Genomic DNA, 18027 nt, shown 5'->3' with positions numbered 1-18027 from the left:
TGCGTTAACTCACTGCTGCATAAACATAATGACGTTTTCCTGCCACAGGCGCGGCAGCGCTTTGGCGCTCTGTTCCCAGGCCGCCGGATCGGCGATCGGGTACGCATTCTTGTACTGCTCGGCTGGCAGCAGCTTGGCCTTGACGTCGTCCGGCAGCGTCAGATGTTCGGCGCGGATCGGGCGGGCATAGCCGCGCGCCAGGTTGATCTGGCCGGCGTCGGAGAAGATGTATTCGCGCGCCAGCTTGGCGGCGTTCGGGTGCTTGGCGTATTTATTGATGATGGTGGTGTAGCCGGAGGTGATCGAGCCGTCCGACGGGATCAGCACTTCAAAACGGGTTTTGTCGATCTGATCGCGGTAGTTCAGGCCGTTGAAGTCCCACACCACGCCAACCTGCACTTCCCCTTTCTCCAGTGATGCGATCACCGGGTTACTCAGGCTCAGGCGGCCGGCCTTGGCCAGCTTGCCGAAGAATTCCAGGCCCGGCTTGAGGTTTTTCTCGTTGCCGCCCATGGCGTAGGTGGCCGCCAGCACGCCGCTGGCCGCCTGCGACGCGGTACCGACGTCGCCGATGGTGACCTGATAGCTGCCCTTGAGCAGATCGGCCCAGCTGTGCGGGATGTCTTTCACCTGCTGCTTGTTGATGATGAAGGCGATGGTGCCGGTGTAAGCCAGCGCCCAGTGGCCGTCTTTGTCTTTCGCCCACTCCGGCACCTGATCCCAGGTAGACGGTTTGTACGGCTGCGTTACACCCTTCTGCACCGCCACCGGGCCAAAGGCCGCGCCGACGTCACCGATGTCCGCCGTGGCGTTGTTCTTTTCCGCATCAAATTTGGCGATCTCCTGCGCGGAGCTCATGTCGGTATCGACATGTTTCAGGCCGTACTTGCTCAACAGATCTTGCCAGGTGCCTTTCCAGTTGGCCCAGCTGTCCGGCATGCCGACGCTGTTGACTTCGCCTTCTTTCTTCGCGGCCTGCTCCAGCGCCGCCAAATCGGTATCCGCGGCCCAGCTCATCTGACTGGATAACACGATGGCACTGGTTAACACAGAAGCGCACAAACGTTTCATAACTGATGCTCCAGGTGGTAGTGTGGGGATGGCTGGACTAGTCCAGCAAGGACCAAACCAATCTAACGGACGAATGTGATAATTATATGTCAGCTTAAAAAAGCGACAGTTTTATCACCCATTGCAACGGCGAAAACGCGACGCTGGTCTACCTTAAGGAAGGCCAAACGCACTGAAACGGGACACCCGCTGTATGAGTGAAGCACCGACGACCGTCGCCACCATCTGCCAAACGCTGAGCGCCCGCATCACCGCCGGCGAGTTCGCCGTAGGCGGCAAGCTGCCCTCCGAACGCGCCCTGAGCGAGCAATTCGCCACCACCCGCATTACCTTGCAGGAGGCGCTCGGTCAGTTGGAGGCGCAGGGCGTCATCTACCGCCAGGTGCGGCGCGGCTGGTTCATCTCGCCGCCACGTTTGATCTACAACCCGCTGCAGCGCAGCCATTTTCACGCCATGGCGCAGCAGCAGGGGCGCGCCGCGCATACCGAAGCGATCGACAGCGCGGTCGTCACGCTCGACGCGCCGCTGGCCGGCCGCCTGGCGCTGCCTCCCGGCGCGCAGGCCTATCGCATTCGCCGGCTGCGCTACATCGACGGACGCGCGGTGCTGTACTGCGAGCACTACCTCAATCCGGCCTATTTCCCCGGCATTCTGGACGAAGATCTCACCCAGTCGCTGACCGCGCTGTACGCCGCGCGCTACGGCATTCACTACGGCCGGGTGCGTTTCGACATGCTGCCCACCCTGCTGCCGCAGCAGGCCGCCGCCATGCTGAAGGTGACCTACGGCAGCCCGGCGCTGTTCATTACGCGGGTGAATCGCGATCAGCACGACAGGGTGATCGATTGCGACCTGGAGTATTGGCGGTACGACGCGCTGCACATCGATGTGGAAGCGCTGTAAATGACAAGGGCGCATCGCTGCGCCCTTAAAGAGGAAAGTCAGTCGGCGTCGTAGCCGAGGTTTGGCGCCAGCCAGCGCTCGACCTCGCTCACGCTCATCCCTTTACGCGCCGCGTAGTCTTCCACCTGATCGCGCTGGATCTGCGCCACCGCGAAGTACTTGCTCTCGGGGTGACTGAAGTACCAGCCGGATACCGCCGCCCCCGGCCACATGGCGAAGGACTCCGTCAGTTCCATACCGGTGTGGCGGTTGACGTCCAACAGCTGCCAGATGGTCGCTTTTTCGGTGTGCTCCGGGCAGGCCGGGTAGCCCGGCGCCGGCCGGATGCCCTGATAGTTTTCCCGGATCAGCTCCTCGTTGCTCAGGCTCTCGTCGGCGGCATAGCCCCAGTGCAGCTTGCGCACCTGTTCGTGCAGGTATTCGGCAAAAGCCTCCGCCAAACGATCCGCCAGCGCCTTGACCATGATTTTGTTGTAATCGTCGTGCTGCGCGTCGTACGCCGCCGCCAGCGCGTCTTCCTCCAGCCCGCCGGTCACCGCGAAGGCGCCGAAGTAGTCGGCTTTGCCGCTGCTTTTCGGCGCCACAAAGTCCGCCAGGCAGTAGTTCGGGAAGTCGGTTTTTTCCGTCTGTTGCCGCAAGTGGCGGCTCACCGCCAGCACCTCGTCACGCCGTTCGTCGCGGTATACCTCCACGTCGTCGCCGACGCGGTTGGCCGGGAACAGGCCGTAAACGCCGCGCGGGTTGAGGCTACGCTCGGCGGCCAACCGATCCAGCATCTGATTGGCGTCATGGAACAGGCGCTTGGCCTCTTCCCCCACCACCTCATCCTCGAGGATGCGCGGGTATTTGCCCGCCAGCGACCAGGTCATGAAGAACGGCGTCCAGTCGATATAGTGGCGCAGCGTCTCGATGCCGGCCGACACCGGAAACACGCCAAGCTGCCGCGGCGCCGGCGGCTGATAGTCGGCCCAGTTCAGCGCCATGGCGTTGGCGCGCGCCTTGTGCAAATCGACCGGCGGCGTGCGCGGCTTTTTGCGCGCGTGTTGAATGCGCACCGTTTCATACTCTTTGCGGGTGCGCGCCACAAACTCGTCGCGCTGGGTGGCGGACAGCAGCGCCGACACCACGCCCACGGTGCGCGAGGCGTTTTGCACGTAGGTGGTCGGGCCGCTGTAGTTCTGCTCGATTTTCACCGCGGTGTGCGCCTTGGAGGTGGTGGCGCCGCCGATCAGCAGCGGCAGCGTAAAGCCCTGGCGCTCCATCTCTTTGGCCACGTTGACCATCTCGTCGAGCGACGGCGTGATCAGCCCCGACAGGCCGATGATGTCGACATTCTCCTCGCGCGCGGTGCGCAGGATTTTCTCCGTCGGCACCATCACGCCAAGATCGACGATTTCATAGTTGTTGCACTGCAGCACCACGCCGACGATGTTCTTGCCGATGTCGTGCACGTCGCCTTTCACCGTCGCCAACAGGATTTTGCCCGCGGAGGTGCCCTGCTGCTTGCTGGCCTCGATGTACGGTTCCAGGTAGGCCACCGCCTGCTTCATCACGCGGGCGGATTTCACCACCTGCGGCAGGAACATCTTGCCCTCGCCGAACAGATCGCCGACCACGTTCATCCCGGCCATCAGCGGCCCTTCGATCACTTCGATCGGGCGTTCGGCCTGCTGCCGCGCTTCTTCGGTGTCCAGTTCGATAAACTCGGTGATGCCCTTCACCAGCGAGTATTCCAGCCGCTTCTCCACCGGCCAGCCGCGCCATTCCGCCTGCTGCACCGCCGCTTCGCCGTCTTTGCTGCCGCGGTACTTTTCCGCCAGTTCCAGCAGGCGTTCGGTGCCGTCCTCGCGACGATTGAGGATCACGTCTTCTACCGCCTCGCGCAGCTCGCCAGGCAGATCGTCGTAAATCGCCAGCTGCCCGGCGTTGACGATGCCCATGTCCATGCCGTTGCGAATGGCGTGATACAGGAATACCGCGTGGATCGCTTCACGCACCGGATCGTTGCCGCGGAACGAGAACGACACGTTGGACACCCCGCCGGAGATCATCGCGTGCGGCAGGTGGGTTTTGATGTCGGCGCAGGCTTCGATAAAGTCGACGGCGTAGTTGTTGTGCTCGTCGATGCCGGTGGCGACGGCGAAGATGTTCGGGTCGAAAATGATGTCTTCCGGCGGGAAACCGACGCGTTCGGTCAAAATTTTATAGGCGCGGCGACAGATCTCGAACTTGCGCTCGCGGGTGTCCGCCTGGCCCACTTCGTCGAACGCCATCACCACCACCGCGGCGCCATAGCGGCGCACCCGCCTGGCGTGGTGGATAAAGGCCTCTTCGCCCTCCTTCATCGAGATCGAGTTGACGATGCCCTTGCCCTGAATGCACTTCAGGCCTTTCTCGATAACGGACCACTTGGAGGAGTCGATCATGATCGGCACCCGGGCGATATCCGGCTCGCCGGCGATCAGGTTGAGGAAGCGCACCATCGCCGCTTCGGCGTCGAGCATCCCCTCATCCATGTTGATGTCGATGATCTGCGCGCCGCTCTCGACCTGCTGGCGCGCCACGTCGAGCGCCTCGTTGTATTTCTCTTCTTTGATCAAGCGTTTGAAACGCGCCGAGCCGGTGACGTTGGTGCGCTCGCCGACGTTGACGAACAGGGTGTTGGCGTCGATGGTCAACGGCTCCAGACCGGCCAGGCGGCAGGCGACCGGGATATCCGGCAGCCGGCGCGGCGGCACGCCCTCGACCGCCTTGGCCATCGCGGCGATATGTTCCGGCGTGGTGCCGCAGCAGCCGCCGATAATATTGAGGAAGCCGGCCTGCGCCCACTCCCCGACCTGGCGCGCCATCTCGGCCGCATCCAGATCGTACTCGCCGAAGGCGTTCGGCAAACCGGCGTTCGGGTGTGCGGTGACGTAGGTCTCCGAGATGCGCGCCAGCTCGGCGACGTACTGACGCAGCTCATCCGGCCCCAGGGCGCAGTTCAGGCCGAAGGTCAGCGGCTTGACGTGGCGCAGTGAATTGTAAAACGCTTCGGTGGTCTGGCCGGACAGGGTGCGGCCGGAGGCGTCGGTGATGGTGCCGGAAATCATGATCGGCAGTTCCACCCCCAGCGCTTCGAATTCGGTTTCCACCGCAAAAGCGGCGGCCTTGGCGTTGAGGGTGTCGAAGATGGTTTCGATCATGATCAGATCGACGCCGCCTTCTACCAGCGCGCGGGTCGATTCGCGGTAAGCCGCCACCAGTTCATCGAACGAGATGTTGCGGAACGCCGGATCGTTGACGTTCGGCGAGATGGACGCGGTGCGGTTGGTCGGCCCCAACACCCCGGCGACGTAGCGCGGTTTTTCCGGCGTGCGCGCCGTCCATTCGTCGGCGCAGGCGCGCGCCAGGCAGGCGGCCTGATAGTTAATCTCGGCGGACAGCGACTCCATATGGTAGTCGGCCATGGCGATGGAGGTCGAGTTGAAGGTATTGGTCTCAAGGATATCGGCGCCCGCCTCAAGATAGGCGTAATGAATGGCGGTGATCACTTCCGGCTTGGTCAGCACCAGCAGATCGTTATTGCCTTTCAGATCGCTACGCCAGTCGGCGAAACGCTCACCGCGGAAGTCGCGCTCGTTCAGGCGATAGCTCTGGATCATGGTGCCCATGCCGCCGTCCAACACCAAAATGCGCTGCGCTAACTGGCGGCGCAGTTGTTCTACTCGATTCGTCACTGTAACCCCTTCCATTGCCATCCAGCCCATTGCTCAACTGCCGCAAAAACCAACGAGTCATCCTAGCACAGCTTGTAAGGACAAAGGGCCAGGCGACAATTGAGAGTTTTTCAGGTTGTGCGCCAACACCTCCGATGAGCTGACGGCGGCTTGCAATTCATCGGCAAAAAACGAAAATGAATTCCATCATACGGAAAAAGGAATCTCACCCATGGCCACCCCTGCTCCCGCCAAGCGCGGCAAGAAGCCCCGCGCAGCAGCCCCCGCCGCCAGTGCGGCGACCGGTCAGGTACAATCGTTGACCCGTGGCCTGAAACTGTTGGAATACATTTCGGAAGCCCAGGGCAACGTGGCGCTGACCGATCTGGCCCAGCAGGCCGGCCTGCCGAACTCCACCACTCACCGCCTGCTCACCACCATGCAGCAGCAGGGATTCGTGCGCCAGGTCGGCGATCTCGGCCTGTGGACCATCGGCTCGCACGCCTTTGTGGTCGGCAGCAGCTTCCTGCAAAGCCGCAACCTGCTGGCGATGGTGCATCCGACGCTGCGCCGCCTGATGGAGGAATCCGGCGAAACCGTCAACCTGGCGGTGCTGGATACCAGCGAGTACCAGGCGATCATCATCGATCAGGTGCAGTGCACGGCGCTGATGCGCATGTCGGCGCCGATCGGCGGCAAACTGCCGATGCACGCCTCCGGTGCCGGCAAAGCGTTCCTCGCCACCCTGCCGGACGATCAGGTGACCAAACTGCTGCACAAGAAAGGCATGCACACCTACACGCCGCATACCCTGACGCCGCACAACCTGAAAGAGGGGCTGGCGCAGATCCGCAAACAGGGCTTCTCCTTTGACGACGAAGAGCACGCGCTCGGCCTGCGCTGCGTGGCGGCCTGCATCTTCGACGAGCACCGCGAAGCCTTCGCCGCCATTTCCATCTCCGGCCCGGTGTCGCGCATCACCGACGATCGCGTGATCGAGCTGGGCGCGCTGGTGATCCACGCGGCGAAAGAGATCAGCCTGGCCTACGGCGGCGTGCGCTAATCCTGCTCATCCGAGGGGCGCCCCAGTGCGCCCCTGCTCCCCTGCCATGCTCTGTTGTCAGCATGTAACAGGCTGTCGGCATCCTGTTTAGCGCACAGGAAAAAAGCTTGAAGCCGATCACAGTTAACGATCCTCACGGCGAAAGCCCATTGCAACCGCTCAAACTTCCTTCGACAATGTTACCGATAACATGTTACCGGTAACAATCAAGCTGAACGAAGGTAACGTCACCCGGTGTTTTGGAGCCAAGCCATGACCAACAATCAAAATCGCATTTACGTCGTTATGGGCGTTTCCGGCAGCGGCAAGTCCGCCGTCGCCGCCGCCGCGGCCCGCCAACTCTCCGCCGGCTTCCTCGACGGCGACTTCCTGCACCCGCGCAGCAACATCCTGAAGATGGCCGCCGGGGAAGCGTTGAACGACGACGATCGCGCGCCGTGGCTGGCCGCGCTCAACGACGCCGCCTTCGCCATGCAGCGCACCAACAACGTGTCGATCATCGTCTGTTCGGCGTTGAAAAAGCAGTATCGCGACCGCCTGCGCGCCGGCAACGGCAACCTGTCATTCATCTATCTGCACGGCGAGTTCCCGGTGATCGAATCCCGCCTGGCGGCGCGCAACGGCCACTTCTTCAAGCCGCAGATGCTGGTCACCCAGTTCGCCGCGCTGGAGCAACCGGGCGCCGACGAGAACGACGTGATGGCGATCGACATCAATCAGCCGCTGGACGCGGTGATCGCCGATACCGTGCGCCATATCCAGAGCTTCCTGCCGCAGGACGTGTGCGCGTGAGTACCGTAACGCTGGTCGGTACCGCAGTCGGCTCGGTTTTACTGCTGTTATTCCTGGTGATGAAGGCGCGCATGCACGCCTTCGTCGCGCTGATGCTGGTGTCCATCGCCGCCGGCATTTTCTCCGGCATGCCGCTGGAACACATCGCCGACACCATGCAGAAAGGCATGGGCGACACGCTGGGCTTCCTGGCGATCGTGGTGGCGCTCGGGGCGATGTTCGGCAAGATCCTGCATGAGGTCGGCGCGCTCGACCAAATTGCGGCGCAATTGCTGAAACGATTCGGACAAAGCAAGGCGCACTACGCGCTCGGCATCGCCGGGCTGATCTGCGCGCTGCCGCTGTTCTTCGACGTGGCGGTGGTGCTGCTGATCGGCATCGTGTTCGCCGTGGCGCGCCGCACCGACGGCAATATCGTCAAGCTGGCCATCCCGCTGTTCGCCGGCGTGGCCGCCGCCGCCTCCTTCCTGCTGCCGGGGCCGGTGCCAATGCTGCTGGCGTCACAGATGAAGGCCGATTTCGGCTGGATGATCGCCATCGGCCTGGTGGCGGCGGTGATCGGCATGCTGATCGCCGGCCCGCTGTACGGCAGCTTTATCAGCCGTTTCGTCAACTGGCCGATGCCGCCGGAAGAGAATGAGCCGACGCTGACCAAGGGCAATCTGCCGTCGTTCGGCTTCAGTCTGGCGCTGGTGCTGTGCCCGCTGGTGCTGGTCGGCATGAAAACCATCGGCGCGCGGCTGGTCACCCCCGGCTCGCAGCTGCAGCAGTGGCTGGAGTTTATCGGCCACCCGTTCACCGCCATCCTGCTGGCCTGCCTGATCGTGATTTACGGTCTGGCGAAGCCGCGCGGCATGAGCAACGAACAGACGCTGGCCATCTGTTCAGCTGCGGTGCAGCCGGCCGGGATCATCCTGCTGATGACCGGCGCCGGCGGGGTGTTCAAGCAGATCCTGGTGGATTCCGGCGTCGGGCCGGCGTTGGGTGACGCCATGATCGGCGCCGGCCTGCCGATCGCCGTGGCCGCCTTCGCGCTGTCCGCCATGGTGCGGGTGATTCAGGGCTCGGCCACCGTCGCCTGCCTGACCACCGTCGGTCTGGTGCTGCCGGTCACCAGTCAGCTCGGTCTGAACGGCGGGCAACTGGCCGCGCTGGCCATCTGCATCGCCGGCGGCTCCATCGTGCTGAGCCACGTCAACGACGCCGGCTTCTGGCTGTTCGGCAAATTCACCGGCGCCAACGAACTGCAAACGCTGAAAACCTGGACGGTGATGGAAACCATTCTGGGCAGCGTCGGCGGCGCCATCGGCATGATTGCATTCACGATGTTTTAAATCCTAAATCGCCCCCGGCCTTGCACACCAGGGCTGCAAATCACCCCCGGGGGCACCGCCACAGGCGGCGACTATAACAACAGCAATGTGAGGAAGGCATGATTAATCCAACCTTGTCCCGTGTCACACAGCGCATCATCGACCGTTCCCAGGCCAGCCGCGCCGCCTATCTGGCGCGTATCGAGGCGGCCCGCTCCCAAACCGTCCACCGCGCGCAGCTCGCCTGCGGCAACCTGGCCCACGGCTTCGCCGCCTGTCAGCCCGATGACAAGGCGTCGCTGAAAAACATGGTGCGCAGCGATATCGCCATCATCACTGCTTACAATGACATGCTGTCGGCCCACCAGCCGTACGAACACTACCCGCAGCGGCTGAAGCAGGCGCTGAAGGCGGTCGGCGCCGTGGGCCAGGTGGCCGGCGGCGTGCCGGCGATGTGCGACGGGGTGACGCAGGGGCAGGACGGCATGGAGCTGTCGCTGATGAGCCGCGACGTGATCGCCATGTCGGCCGCCATCGGCCTGTCGCACAATATGTTCGACGGCGCGCTGTTCCTCGGCATCTGCGACAAGATCGTGCCGGGGCTGGTGATGGCCGCCCTCTCCTTCGGCCACCTGCCCGCGCTGTTCGTGCCGGCCGGCCCGATGAGCAGCGGCCTGCCGAACAAGGAAAAAGTGCGCGTGCGTCAGCTGTACGCCGAGGGCAAGGCCGACCGTTTGGCGCTGCTGGAGGCCGAGGCGGCCTCTTATCACGGCATCGGCACCTGCACCTTCTACGGCACCGCCAACACCAACCAGATGGTGATGGAAGTGATGGGTCTGCATCTGCCGGGCGCCTCCTTCGTCCATCCGGACACGCCGCTGCGCGACGCGCTGAACGATGCCGCCGCGCGCCAGGTGACCCGACTGACCGATACCGCCGGCAACTACCTGCCGATCGGCCGCCTGGTGGACGAGAAAGTGGTGGTGAACGGCATCGTCTCGCTGCTGGCCACCGGCGGCTCCACCAACCTGACCATGCATCTGGTGGCGATGGCGCGGGCGGCGGGCATCATCATCACCTGGGACGATTTCTCGGAGCTGTCGGAGGCGGTGCCGCTGCTGTGCCGCATCTACCCGAACGGCCCGGCCGACATCAACCAATTCCAGGCCGCCGGCGGCGTGCCGCTGGTGGTGCGCGAGCTGCTGCAACACGGCCTGCTGCACGAAGACGTGCACACCGTGGCCGGTTTCGGCCTGCGCCGCTACACCCAGGAACCGTGGCTGGACAACGGCCAATTGATATGGCGCGAAGGCGTGGCCGGCTCGCTCGACGCCAGCGTGATCGCCAGCGTGGCCCAGCCGTTCGAACATCATGGCGGCACCAAAGTGATGGCCGGCAATCTGGGCCGCGCAGTGATGAAAACTTCGGCGGTGCCCGCCGATAACCAGATCATCGAAGCGCCGGCGGTGGTGTTCGACAGCCAGCACGATATCGTGCCGGCGTTCGAAGCCGGCAAGCTGGATCGCGATTGCGTGGTGGTGGTGCGCTTCCAGGGGCCGCAGGCCAACGGCATGCCAGAGCTGCACAAGCTGATGCCGCCGCTGGGCGTGTTGATGGATCGCGGCTTCAAAGTGGCGCTGGTGACCGACGGCCGCCTGTCCGGCGCCTCCGGCAAGGTGCCTTCCGCCATTCACGTCACCCCGGAAGCCTATACCGGCGGCCTGCTGGCGAAAGTGCGCGACGGCGATCCGATCCGCGTCAACGGCCGCAGCGGCGAGCTGCAGGTGCTGGTCGACGCCGACGAGTTGGCGCGGCGCACGCCTTGCCAACCCGATCTGAGCGCCGAACACATCGGCTGCGGCCGCGAGCTGTTCGGCGCGCTGCGCAGCCAGCTGTCAGGCGCCGAGCAGGGCGCCTGCTGCATCAAATTTTAATCGATAGCCTGGCCGCATCGCCGCCTGGCGGCGGCCACAGAGGAGAACGTCAGCATGAACAAGTGGACAACAAGCGCCGAGCAGATCCTGACGGCGGGGCCGGTGGTGCCGGTCATCGTGATCAACAAGCTGGAACATGCGGTGCCGCTGGCGAAAGCGCTGGTCGCCGGCGGCGTGCGGGTGCTGGAGGTGACGCTGCGCACCGCCTGCGCCATGGACGCCATTCGCGCCATCGCCCAAGAGGTGCCGGAAGCGATCATCGGCGCCGGTACGGTGATCAATCCGCAGCAGCTGCGGGAAGTGACCGAGGCCGGCGCACAGTTCGCCATCAGCCCGGGGCTGACCGACGAGCTGCTCAAAGCCGCCACCGCCGGTTCCATTCCCCTTATACCGGGCATCAGCACCGTTTCCGAGCTGATGCAGGGCATGGATTACGGCCTGCGCGAATTTAAATTCTTCCCGGCGGAAGCCAACGGCGGCGTAAAAACGCTGCAGGCGATCGGCGGCCCATTCCCGCAGGTGCGTTTCTGCCCGACCGGCGGCATCTCGCCGGACAATTACCGCAGCTATCTGGCGCTGAAAAGCGTGCTGTGCATCGGCGGCTCCTGGCTAGTGCCGGCGGACGCGCTCGAAAGCGGCGACTACGCGCGCATTACCGAACTGGCGCGCGCCGCCGTCGCGGGCGCCCAGGCCTGATTTACATCGCAGCGGTGGCGGCCGGCAGCGCCGCCCCGCTGCGCTGGCTGAACCGCTGCTTCTTACGATAAGCGAACACGTCTTCCACATGCCCCTCGCGGATGCGCTGCTGCAACCCGCGCCAATACTCCGCGGTAAACAGATCGCTGTGCAACTCTTCAAACACCTGCCGAATGCGCCGATCGCCGCACAGGAAGTGGCGGAACTCTTCCGGGAACACATCGTTGGGCGCGATGCTGTACCACGGCTCGCTGGCCAGCTCGTCCTCCGGATAACGCGGCGGTGGAATGTCGCGGAAGTTGACCTCGGTCATGTAGCAAATCTCGTCGTAGTCGTAGAACACCACACGCCCGTGGCGCGTCACGCCGAAGTTCTTGAACAGCATATCGCCGGGGAAAATATTGGCGGCGGCCAACTGCTTGATCGCGTTGCCGTACTCTTCAATCGCATCGCGCATTTGCTGGTCGTTGGCCTGCTCCAGATACAGGTTCAGCGGCGTCATGCGCCGTTCCATATACAGATGTTTGATCACGATGCGATCGCCGAGATCTTCCAGCTTGCCCGGCACTTCACGCCGCAGCTCCGCCAATAGCTCAGGGCTGAGACGCGCCTTGTCGACGACGAAATTTTCGTACTCCTGGGTATCCGCCATGCGCCCGACGCGATCGTGCTCTTTCACCAGCTGATAGCAAGCCATCACCTGCGCCTGCGTCACCTCTTTCTGCGGGGCGAACTCATCCTTGATCACTTTAAACACCCGATCGAAGGACGGCAGGGTGAACACCAGCATCACCATGCCTTTCACGCCCGGCGCGATGATGAACTGTTCCTGTGAGTGCGCCATAAAGGTCAGGTATTCGCGATAGCATTCGGTTTTGCCGTGTTTTTGGCAGCCGATCGCCATGTACAGCTCGGCGGTGGTCTTGCCCGGCAGGATCTCGCGCAGCCACTCCACCATCGCCGCCGGCAGCGGTGCGTAGACCATGAAATAAGAGCGGGCGAAACCGAAGACGATGCTGGCCTCGGCCTTGCCGGTCAGGCAGGCGTCGATAAACAGCGCGCCCGATTCGCTGTGGTGAATCGGCAACAGGAACGGGTAAACGCCGTCGGCCAAGCGCAACTTGCCGACCAGCCAGGCGGCCTTGTTGCGATAGAACAGCTCGTTGGCGATCTGGAAGGTCGCCCCCGTCAGTTGCTGTGGGCTGAAGGCGCGTTGCAGCGCCTGAGTGATGTAGCGAATATCGCGTGTCAGATCCTCCCACGGCAACCGCAGCGGCAGATCGCTCAATACGCTGCGCAGCATCGCCGGCAGATCGCCATTGGGGGTAAAATCGCGCGCCAGCGGACGCGGAATGTCGCGAAAACGCCGTTCCGGCTGCGAACTGAAGACGAACAGCTTGTCCGGCGTCAGATCGCGATGCTTGAACAACCGGCAATAGACCGAGTTGAAGAAGCTTTCGGCGATCTCAAAACGCGGGTAGTCCGGCAGCAGGTCGATATAGACCGCTTTGACCCGGCTGGGGAAGTCGGCGTCGAAATATTTCTGCCCGGTGATGCATTTAAGCTGCTCCACCACCAGACCGACGTGATGGTCGTACAGATGGATGCGCTTTTTCATCGCCTGCTGCACCGCCGGCCAGTCCGCCTGCTCAAAGCGCTGCTGCGCGCCGGCGGTCACTTCCAGAAAGCGGCCGTACTGCGCATCGAAGCCCTGCAGGATCGTCTGTGCGATCAACAACTCCAGTTTTGCCGCCATCCTTACCCCCGCCAGAAAAAGAAGCCTGCGCATGCAGGCTCCGGGTGAAACGTCTTCAAGCTTGCCGCATCAGAACTGCTGTTCTTCCGTCGAACCGGTCAGCGCGGTGACCGAAGAGGCGCCGCCCTGAATGATGGTGGTGACCTTGTCGAAGTAACCGGTGCCCACCTCTTGCTGGTGCGACGCGAAGGTGTAACCGCGCTCCACCGCGGCGAACTCCGCCTGCTGCACCTTCTCGACGTAGTGTTTCATCCCTTCGCCCTGCGCATAGGCGTGCGCCAGGTCGAACATGTTGAACCACATGCTGTGGATGCCCGCCAGCGTGATGAACTGATACTTGTAGCCCATGTCCGACAGCGCCTGCTGGAAGCGGGCGATGGTCTGGTCGTCGAGGTTCTTCTTCCAGTTGAACGACGGCGAGCAGTTGTAGGCCAGCAGCTTGCCTGGGTATTTGGCGTGGATGGCGTCGGCGAAGCGCTGGGCGGCATCCAGATCCGGCGTTGAGGTTTCGCACCACACCATATCGGCGTAAGGGGCATAAGCCAGACCGCGGCTGATCGCCTGCTCGACGCCGGCATGGGTACGGAAGAAGCCTTCCGCCGTACGCTCGCCGGTGACGAAGGCGCTGTCATACGGATCGCAGTCAGAGGTCAGCAGGTCGGCCGCATCGGCGTCGGTACGGGCGATCACCAGCGTCGGCACGCCGAGCACGTCGGCCGCCAGGCGCGCGGCGACCAGTTTCTGGATCGCTTCTTGCGTCGGCACCAGCACTTTGCCGCCCATATGGCCGCATTTCTTCACCGCCGCCAGCTGATCTTCGAAGTGCACCCCGGCGGCCCCGGCGGTAATCATCGCTTTCATCAGCTCAAAGGCGTTCAATACGCCGCCGAAGCCGGCTTCCGCATCAGCGACGATCGGCAGGAAATAATCGGTGTACCCTTTGCTGCCCGGCTCAATCTGGTTCGCCCATTGGATCTGATCGGCGCGGCGGAAGGTGTTGTTGATGCGCTCGACCACCTTCGGCACCGAGTCCACCGGATACAGCGATTGGTCAGGGTACATGGCGGCCGCGCTGTTGGCGTCGGCCGCCACCTGCCAACCGGACAAGTAGATGGCCTCGACGCCGGCTTTGGCCTGCTGCAGCGCCTGGCCGCCGGTCAGCGCGCCCAGGCAGTTCACGTAGCCTTTGCGCGCCTTGCCATTCAGTAACGCCCACAGTTTGGCGGCGCCGTTTTGCGCCAGGGTGCATTCCGGGTTGACCGAACCGCGCAGATTGATCACGTCTTCAGCGCTGTAAGGGCGGGTAATGCCTTCCCAACGGGCCGATTTCCATTCCTGTTCCAGCTGCTGGATCTGTTGAGAGCGAGAGGTAGACATAATTTTTATCCTTTCAGTCATGTAGGGTTGATTGGGAAAGTTCAGGCCAGCAGCTCATAGCCGGGCAACGTCAGGAAATCGATTAATTCATCTTGCGTGGTGATGCGCTCCATCAGGCCCGCCGCCTCTTCGAACCGGCCGGCGTTAAAGCGCGCTTCCCCTACTTCTTCACGCACCACCAACATCTCTTCTTGCAACATCTGGCGGAACAGCGCCTTGGTGACCGGGCGCCCGTCGTTCAGGCTCTTCTCGTGGTGGATCCACTGCCAGATAGACGTACGGGAGATCTCCGCCGTCGCCGCATCTTCCATCAAACCGTAAATCGGCACGCAGCCGTTGCCGGAGATCCAGGCTTCGATGTACTGCACCGCCACGCGGATATTGGCGCGCATCCCCGCTTCGGTGCGTTCGCCGTCGCACGGCTCCAGCAGTTGGGCGGCGCTGATCGGCGCATCCTGCTCACGCAGCACGTCCAGCTGATTTTGACGATCGTCCAATGCGTTGCCGAACACCTCCATCACCGTGTCCGCCAAGCCCGGGTGCGCCACCCAGGTGCCGTCGTGGCCATTGTTGGCCTCCAGCTCTTTGTCCGCCCGCACCTTATTCAGCACCCAGGCGTTTTTCTCGGCGTCTTTGCTCGGGATAAACGCCGCCATGCCGCCCATGGCGAACGCGCCGCGCTTATGACAGGTTTTGATCAACAGGCGCGAATAGGCGCTGAGGAAAGGTTTTTCCATGGTTACCGACTGACGATCCGGCAGCACGCGATCGCCGTGGTTCTTCAGCGTTTTGATGTAGCTGAAGATGTAATCCCAGCGGCCGCAGTTCAGACCGACGATGTGATCGCGCAGGTGATACAGGATCTCGTCCATCTGGAACACCGCCGGCAGAGTTTCGATCAGCACGGTCGCCTTGATGGTGCCGCGCGGCAGATCGAAACGATCCTCGGTAAAGCTGAAGACATCGCTCCACCAGGCCGCTTCCTCCCAAGACTGGGTTTTCGGCAGGTAGAAATACGGGCCGCTGCCCTTGGCCAACAGCTGGCGATAGTTGTGGTAGAAGTACAGCGCGAAATCGAACAGGCCGCCGGGGATGGCTTCATCACGCCACAGCACGTGCTTCTCCGGCAGGTGCAAGCCGCGCACGCGAGCGATCAACACCGCCGGATTCGGTTTCAACTGGTAGATTTTGCCGGCTTCATTGGTGTAGGAGATGGTGCCGTTAACCGCATCCTGCAGGTTGATTTGACCGTCGATGACTTTGTCCCAGCTTGGCGCCAGCGAGTCTTCGAAGTCCGCCATAAACACTTTTACGTTGGCGTTCAACGCATTGATCACCATCTTGCGCTCGACCGGCCCGGTGATCTCTACCCGGCGATCGCGCAGGTCTTGCGGAATACCGCGGATCTGCCAATTGCCTTCACGAATGGAAGTGGTTTCCGAAATAAACCCAGGCAATTCGCCGCGATCGATATTTTGTTGCCAGCGGGCACGCGCCGCCAACAGCTCATTGCGACGTGGCGTGAATTTCCCCACCAGTTCCGCCAGAAATTCAACCGCTTCATCCGTTAACACCTGGCGCTCCGCAGCGGCGAAACCCTGCGTAAACCTTAACTCCGTGCCTGCTATCTGTTGCGTCATGACCTTGCTCCTTCCCATCGTTGCACCCGGGCGACCGGCGCATTTTCATCAGAAATCACTGTGGATCAGGGCGGATGAAACGATCCTAAACTGGTCAGATCTCATCCCGATAGCGTTAAGAATACCCAACAAAAAATAAAAATCAAAAACCATTTCCATTTTATTATTAAATATTTTATTAACACTTTATTATCAATTGGTTAGGATAAAAAACACGATCAACAGGTAAGGAAATCGGTTCCAATAGAATTGCAAAGACGGACTAACGCGTTGTTAGGCAATGGTTTTTTGGGAGAATTGACGGGTAAAAAGAGGATCGTGCAGAGGATGAGCAGTGCGGCGGCCTCGATTCAGCCGCCGGCAGGCAGAAAAGATCAGTCGAGAGTCGGATTCATATGGCGCAGATCGTAAGGCGTGATCTGGTAGACGTAATAATTGAGCCAATTGGAAAACAGCAGGTGGCCATGGCTGCGCCAGGTGGCTTTCGGTGTCAGTGCGGGGTTGTCATCGGGGAAGTAGTTGAGCGGTACGGCAGGATCGAGGCCAGCTTCGTTGTCGCGACAATACTCTCCCGCCAGCGTCATTGTATCGTATTCCGGATGGCCGGTGACGAACGCCAGTCGCTTATCCCTGCTGGCGAACAGGTAGGCGCCGGCCTGCTCGGATTCGGCCAAGATGTCCAGGTCGGTATATTGGCGAATCACCTCGGTCGGGAAATCGGCATAGCGCGAATGCGGCGCCAGGAAGCTTTCGTCGAAGCCGCGCGTCAGCAACGCATGCTGCTGCAGCGTTTGGTGCGGATAAACGCCGGAGAGCTTCACTTCGCGCGTCATCTTGGGAATGCCGTACAGGATATTCAACGCCGCCTGCACCGCCCAGCACACGAACAGCGTAGAGGTGACATGGTTTTTGGCCCAGTCAATGACCCGTTCGATCTGCGGCCAGTAGGCAACATCGCAGAAATCAACCAGCCCCAGCGGCGCGCCGGTGACAATCAGGCCATCGAAGTTCTCATTCTGGATATCCTCGAAGTCGCAGTAGAAGTTGTTCAGATGCTCGGCCGGCGTATTCTTCGACTCGCGGCTGTCGATGCGCAGCAACTGGATATCAATCTGCAGCGGCGAGTTGGAAAGCAGGCGCAAAAACTGGTTTTCCGTTTCGATCTTCTTTGGCATCAGGTTGAGGATCAGCACTTTCAGCGGCCTGATTTCCTGTGTTTTTGCCCGCGAGGATGTCATCACGAAGACATTCTCACCGCGCAAGAAATTGACCGCAGGTAACTCATCAGGAACACGAATCGGCATTGCTTAACCCTCACACATCCATTTATACGTTTAGACTTCTAGATGCCCGAAGATAGCGTTTTTTTCCTTCGATGTCGAGCGTTCAGCGGAAAGGTGAAAATGTTTCATTGCGCGATCTGCGTCAGGATCTTGGCAGGGAGGATGAGAGGCACGGAAAGCAAAAAGGCCATCCTTTCGGATGGCCTCTTGGCTTATTTGATGCTTGGCAGTGTCCTACAGTATTCGTCTCATCCTGAGACTCTCCCCTGCGGGGCCGCCGCAAGCGGCGTTAAGGCCCGTTCCCGACGGGCCTTTCGCATGCCCATGCTCGAGCAGAACGCCAGATAACAGACAAAACAAAAAGCCCCATGCTTTCGCATGAGGCTTGTTGTTTTATTTGATGCTTGGCAGTGTCCTACTCTCGCATGGGGAGACCCCACACTACCATCGGCGCTACGGCGTTTCACTTCTGAGTTCGGCATGGGGTCAGGTGGGACCAC

General features: G+C 61.8%; 12 protein-coding genes and 1 rRNA gene. 6 read left to right on the top strand and 7 right to left on the bottom strand.

The window, feature by feature from the left end; translation table 11 throughout:
- Positions 1-9 precede the first annotated feature (9 nt).
- Complete coding sequence (locus tag HWW83_RS08960; protein ID WP_176589219.1) at positions 10-1071, bottom strand: ABC transporter substrate-binding protein; 1062 nt, start codon at positions 1069-1071, stop codon at positions 10-12.
- A gap of 193 nt (positions 1072-1264) precedes the next feature.
- On the opposite strand from HWW83_RS08960, the gene HWW83_RS08955 reads away from it, so the two are divergent.
- Positions 1265-1975, top strand: coding sequence for a UTRA domain-containing protein (locus HWW83_RS08955; protein WP_047573483.1), 711 nt, complete (start codon positions 1265-1267; stop codon positions 1973-1975).
- Positions 1976-2013: 38 nt separating this feature from the next.
- On the opposite strand, the gene metH is transcribed toward HWW83_RS08955, so the two are convergent.
- Positions 2014-5709 carry a methionine synthase gene (metH, locus tag HWW83_RS08950; RefSeq protein WP_176589218.1) on the bottom strand — a complete coding sequence of 1232 codons (3696 nt, stop codon included), beginning with the start codon at positions 5707-5709 and terminating at the stop codon, positions 2014-2016.
- 196 nt (positions 5710-5905) lie between these two features.
- Between metH and iclR the strand changes: the two genes are divergently transcribed.
- From iclR to HWW83_RS08925, 5 genes are all read left to right on the top strand, one after another.
- Positions 5906-6736, top strand: a complete 831-nt coding sequence (gene iclR / locus HWW83_RS08945; protein WP_004936648.1) for a glyoxylate bypass operon transcriptional repressor IclR — start codon at positions 5906-5908, stop codon at positions 6734-6736.
- 252 nt (positions 6737-6988) lie between these two features.
- Positions 6989-7528 carry a gluconokinase gene (gene gntK, locus HWW83_RS08940; RefSeq protein ID WP_004936645.1) on the top strand — a complete coding sequence of 180 codons (540 nt, stop codon included), beginning with the start codon at positions 6989-6991 and terminating at the stop codon, positions 7526-7528.
- Positions 7525-8862: a gluconate transporter gene (gntU, locus tag HWW83_RS08935; RefSeq protein ID WP_025304479.1), complete on the top strand. Its 1338-nt coding sequence runs from the start codon at positions 7525-7527 to the stop codon at positions 8860-8862. Before gntK ends, gntU begins: the two co-directional genes overlap by 4 nt.
- Before the next feature lie 98 nt (positions 8863-8960).
- Positions 8961-10775 (top strand): phosphogluconate dehydratase, encoded by a 1815-nt coding sequence (edd, locus tag HWW83_RS08930; RefSeq protein ID WP_176589217.1) that lies wholly within the window; start codon positions 8961-8963, stop codon positions 10773-10775.
- Between the two features lie 54 nt (positions 10776-10829).
- Positions 10830-11471 (top strand): bifunctional 4-hydroxy-2-oxoglutarate aldolase/2-dehydro-3-deoxy-phosphogluconate aldolase, encoded by a 642-nt coding sequence (locus HWW83_RS08925; RefSeq protein ID WP_101452753.1) that lies wholly within the window; start codon positions 10830-10832, stop codon positions 11469-11471.
- Between the two features lies 1 nt (position 11472).
- Here HWW83_RS08925 and aceK read toward each other — a convergent pair whose 3' ends face one another.
- From aceK to rrf, 5 genes are all read right to left on the bottom strand, one after another.
- Positions 11473-13227, bottom strand: coding sequence for a bifunctional isocitrate dehydrogenase kinase/phosphatase (gene aceK, locus HWW83_RS08920; protein ID WP_033651196.1), 1755 nt, complete (start codon positions 13225-13227; stop codon positions 11473-11475).
- A gap of 69 nt (positions 13228-13296) precedes the next feature.
- Positions 13297-14604, bottom strand: coding sequence for an isocitrate lyase (gene aceA / locus HWW83_RS08915; protein WP_033639246.1), 1308 nt, complete (start codon positions 14602-14604; stop codon positions 13297-13299).
- Between the two features lie 41 nt (positions 14605-14645).
- Positions 14646-16244 (bottom strand): malate synthase A, encoded by a 1599-nt coding sequence (aceB, locus tag HWW83_RS08910; protein WP_176589216.1) that lies wholly within the window; start codon positions 16242-16244, stop codon positions 14646-14648.
- A gap of 374 nt (positions 16245-16618) precedes the next feature.
- Positions 16619-17548, bottom strand: coding sequence for a homoserine O-acetyltransferase MetA (gene metA, locus HWW83_RS08905; protein WP_033644374.1), 930 nt, complete (start codon positions 17546-17548; stop codon positions 16619-16621).
- 381 nt (positions 17549-17929) lie between these two features.
- Positions 17930-18027, bottom strand: a 5S ribosomal RNA gene (rrf, locus tag HWW83_RS08900); the annotation flags it as partial.

The sequence above is a fragment of the Serratia ureilytica genome (assembly GCF_013375155.1).
In the GTDB taxonomy this organism is placed as follows: domain Bacteria; phylum Pseudomonadota; class Gammaproteobacteria; order Enterobacterales; family Enterobacteriaceae; genus Serratia; species Serratia ureilytica.
The sequence above is the reverse complement of the archived record's forward strand: the minus strand, read 5'-3'. Positions and strand labels throughout refer to the sequence as shown.

Bases quoted from the DNA above. Each gene is read 5' to 3' on its own strand.
- HWW83_RS08960 (WP_176589219.1), bottom strand. From the start codon at position 1,071: ATGAAACGTTTGTGCGCTTCTGTGTTAACCAGTGCCATCGTGTTATCC.
- HWW83_RS08955 (WP_047573483.1), top strand. From the start codon at position 1,265: ATGAGTGAAGCACCGACGACCGTCGCCACCATCTGCCAAACGCTGAGC.
- metH (WP_176589218.1), bottom strand. From the start codon at position 5,709: ATGGAAGGGGTTACAGTGACGAATCGAGTAGAACAACTGCGCCGCCAG.
- iclR (WP_004936648.1), top strand. From the start codon at position 5,906: ATGGCCACCCCTGCTCCCGCCAAGCGCGGCAAGAAGCCCCGCGCAGCA.
- gntK (WP_004936645.1), top strand. From the start codon at position 6,989: ATGACCAACAATCAAAATCGCATTTACGTCGTTATGGGCGTTTCCGGC.
- edd (WP_176589217.1), top strand. From the start codon at position 8,961: ATGATTAATCCAACCTTGTCCCGTGTCACACAGCGCATCATCGACCGT.
- HWW83_RS08925 (WP_101452753.1), top strand. From the start codon at position 10,830: ATGAACAAGTGGACAACAAGCGCCGAGCAGATCCTGACGGCGGGGCCG.
- aceK (WP_033651196.1), bottom strand. From the start codon at position 13,227: ATGGCGGCAAAACTGGAGTTGTTGATCGCACAGACGATCCTGCAGGGC.
- aceA (WP_033639246.1), bottom strand. From the start codon at position 14,604: ATGTCTACCTCTCGCTCTCAACAGATCCAGCAGCTGGAACAGGAATGG.
- aceB (WP_176589216.1), bottom strand. From the start codon at position 16,244: ATGACGCAACAGATAGCAGGCACGGAGTTAAGGTTTACGCAGGGTTTC.
- metA (WP_033644374.1), bottom strand. From the start codon at position 17,548: ATGCCGATTCGTGTTCCTGATGAGTTACCTGCGGTCAATTTCTTGCGC.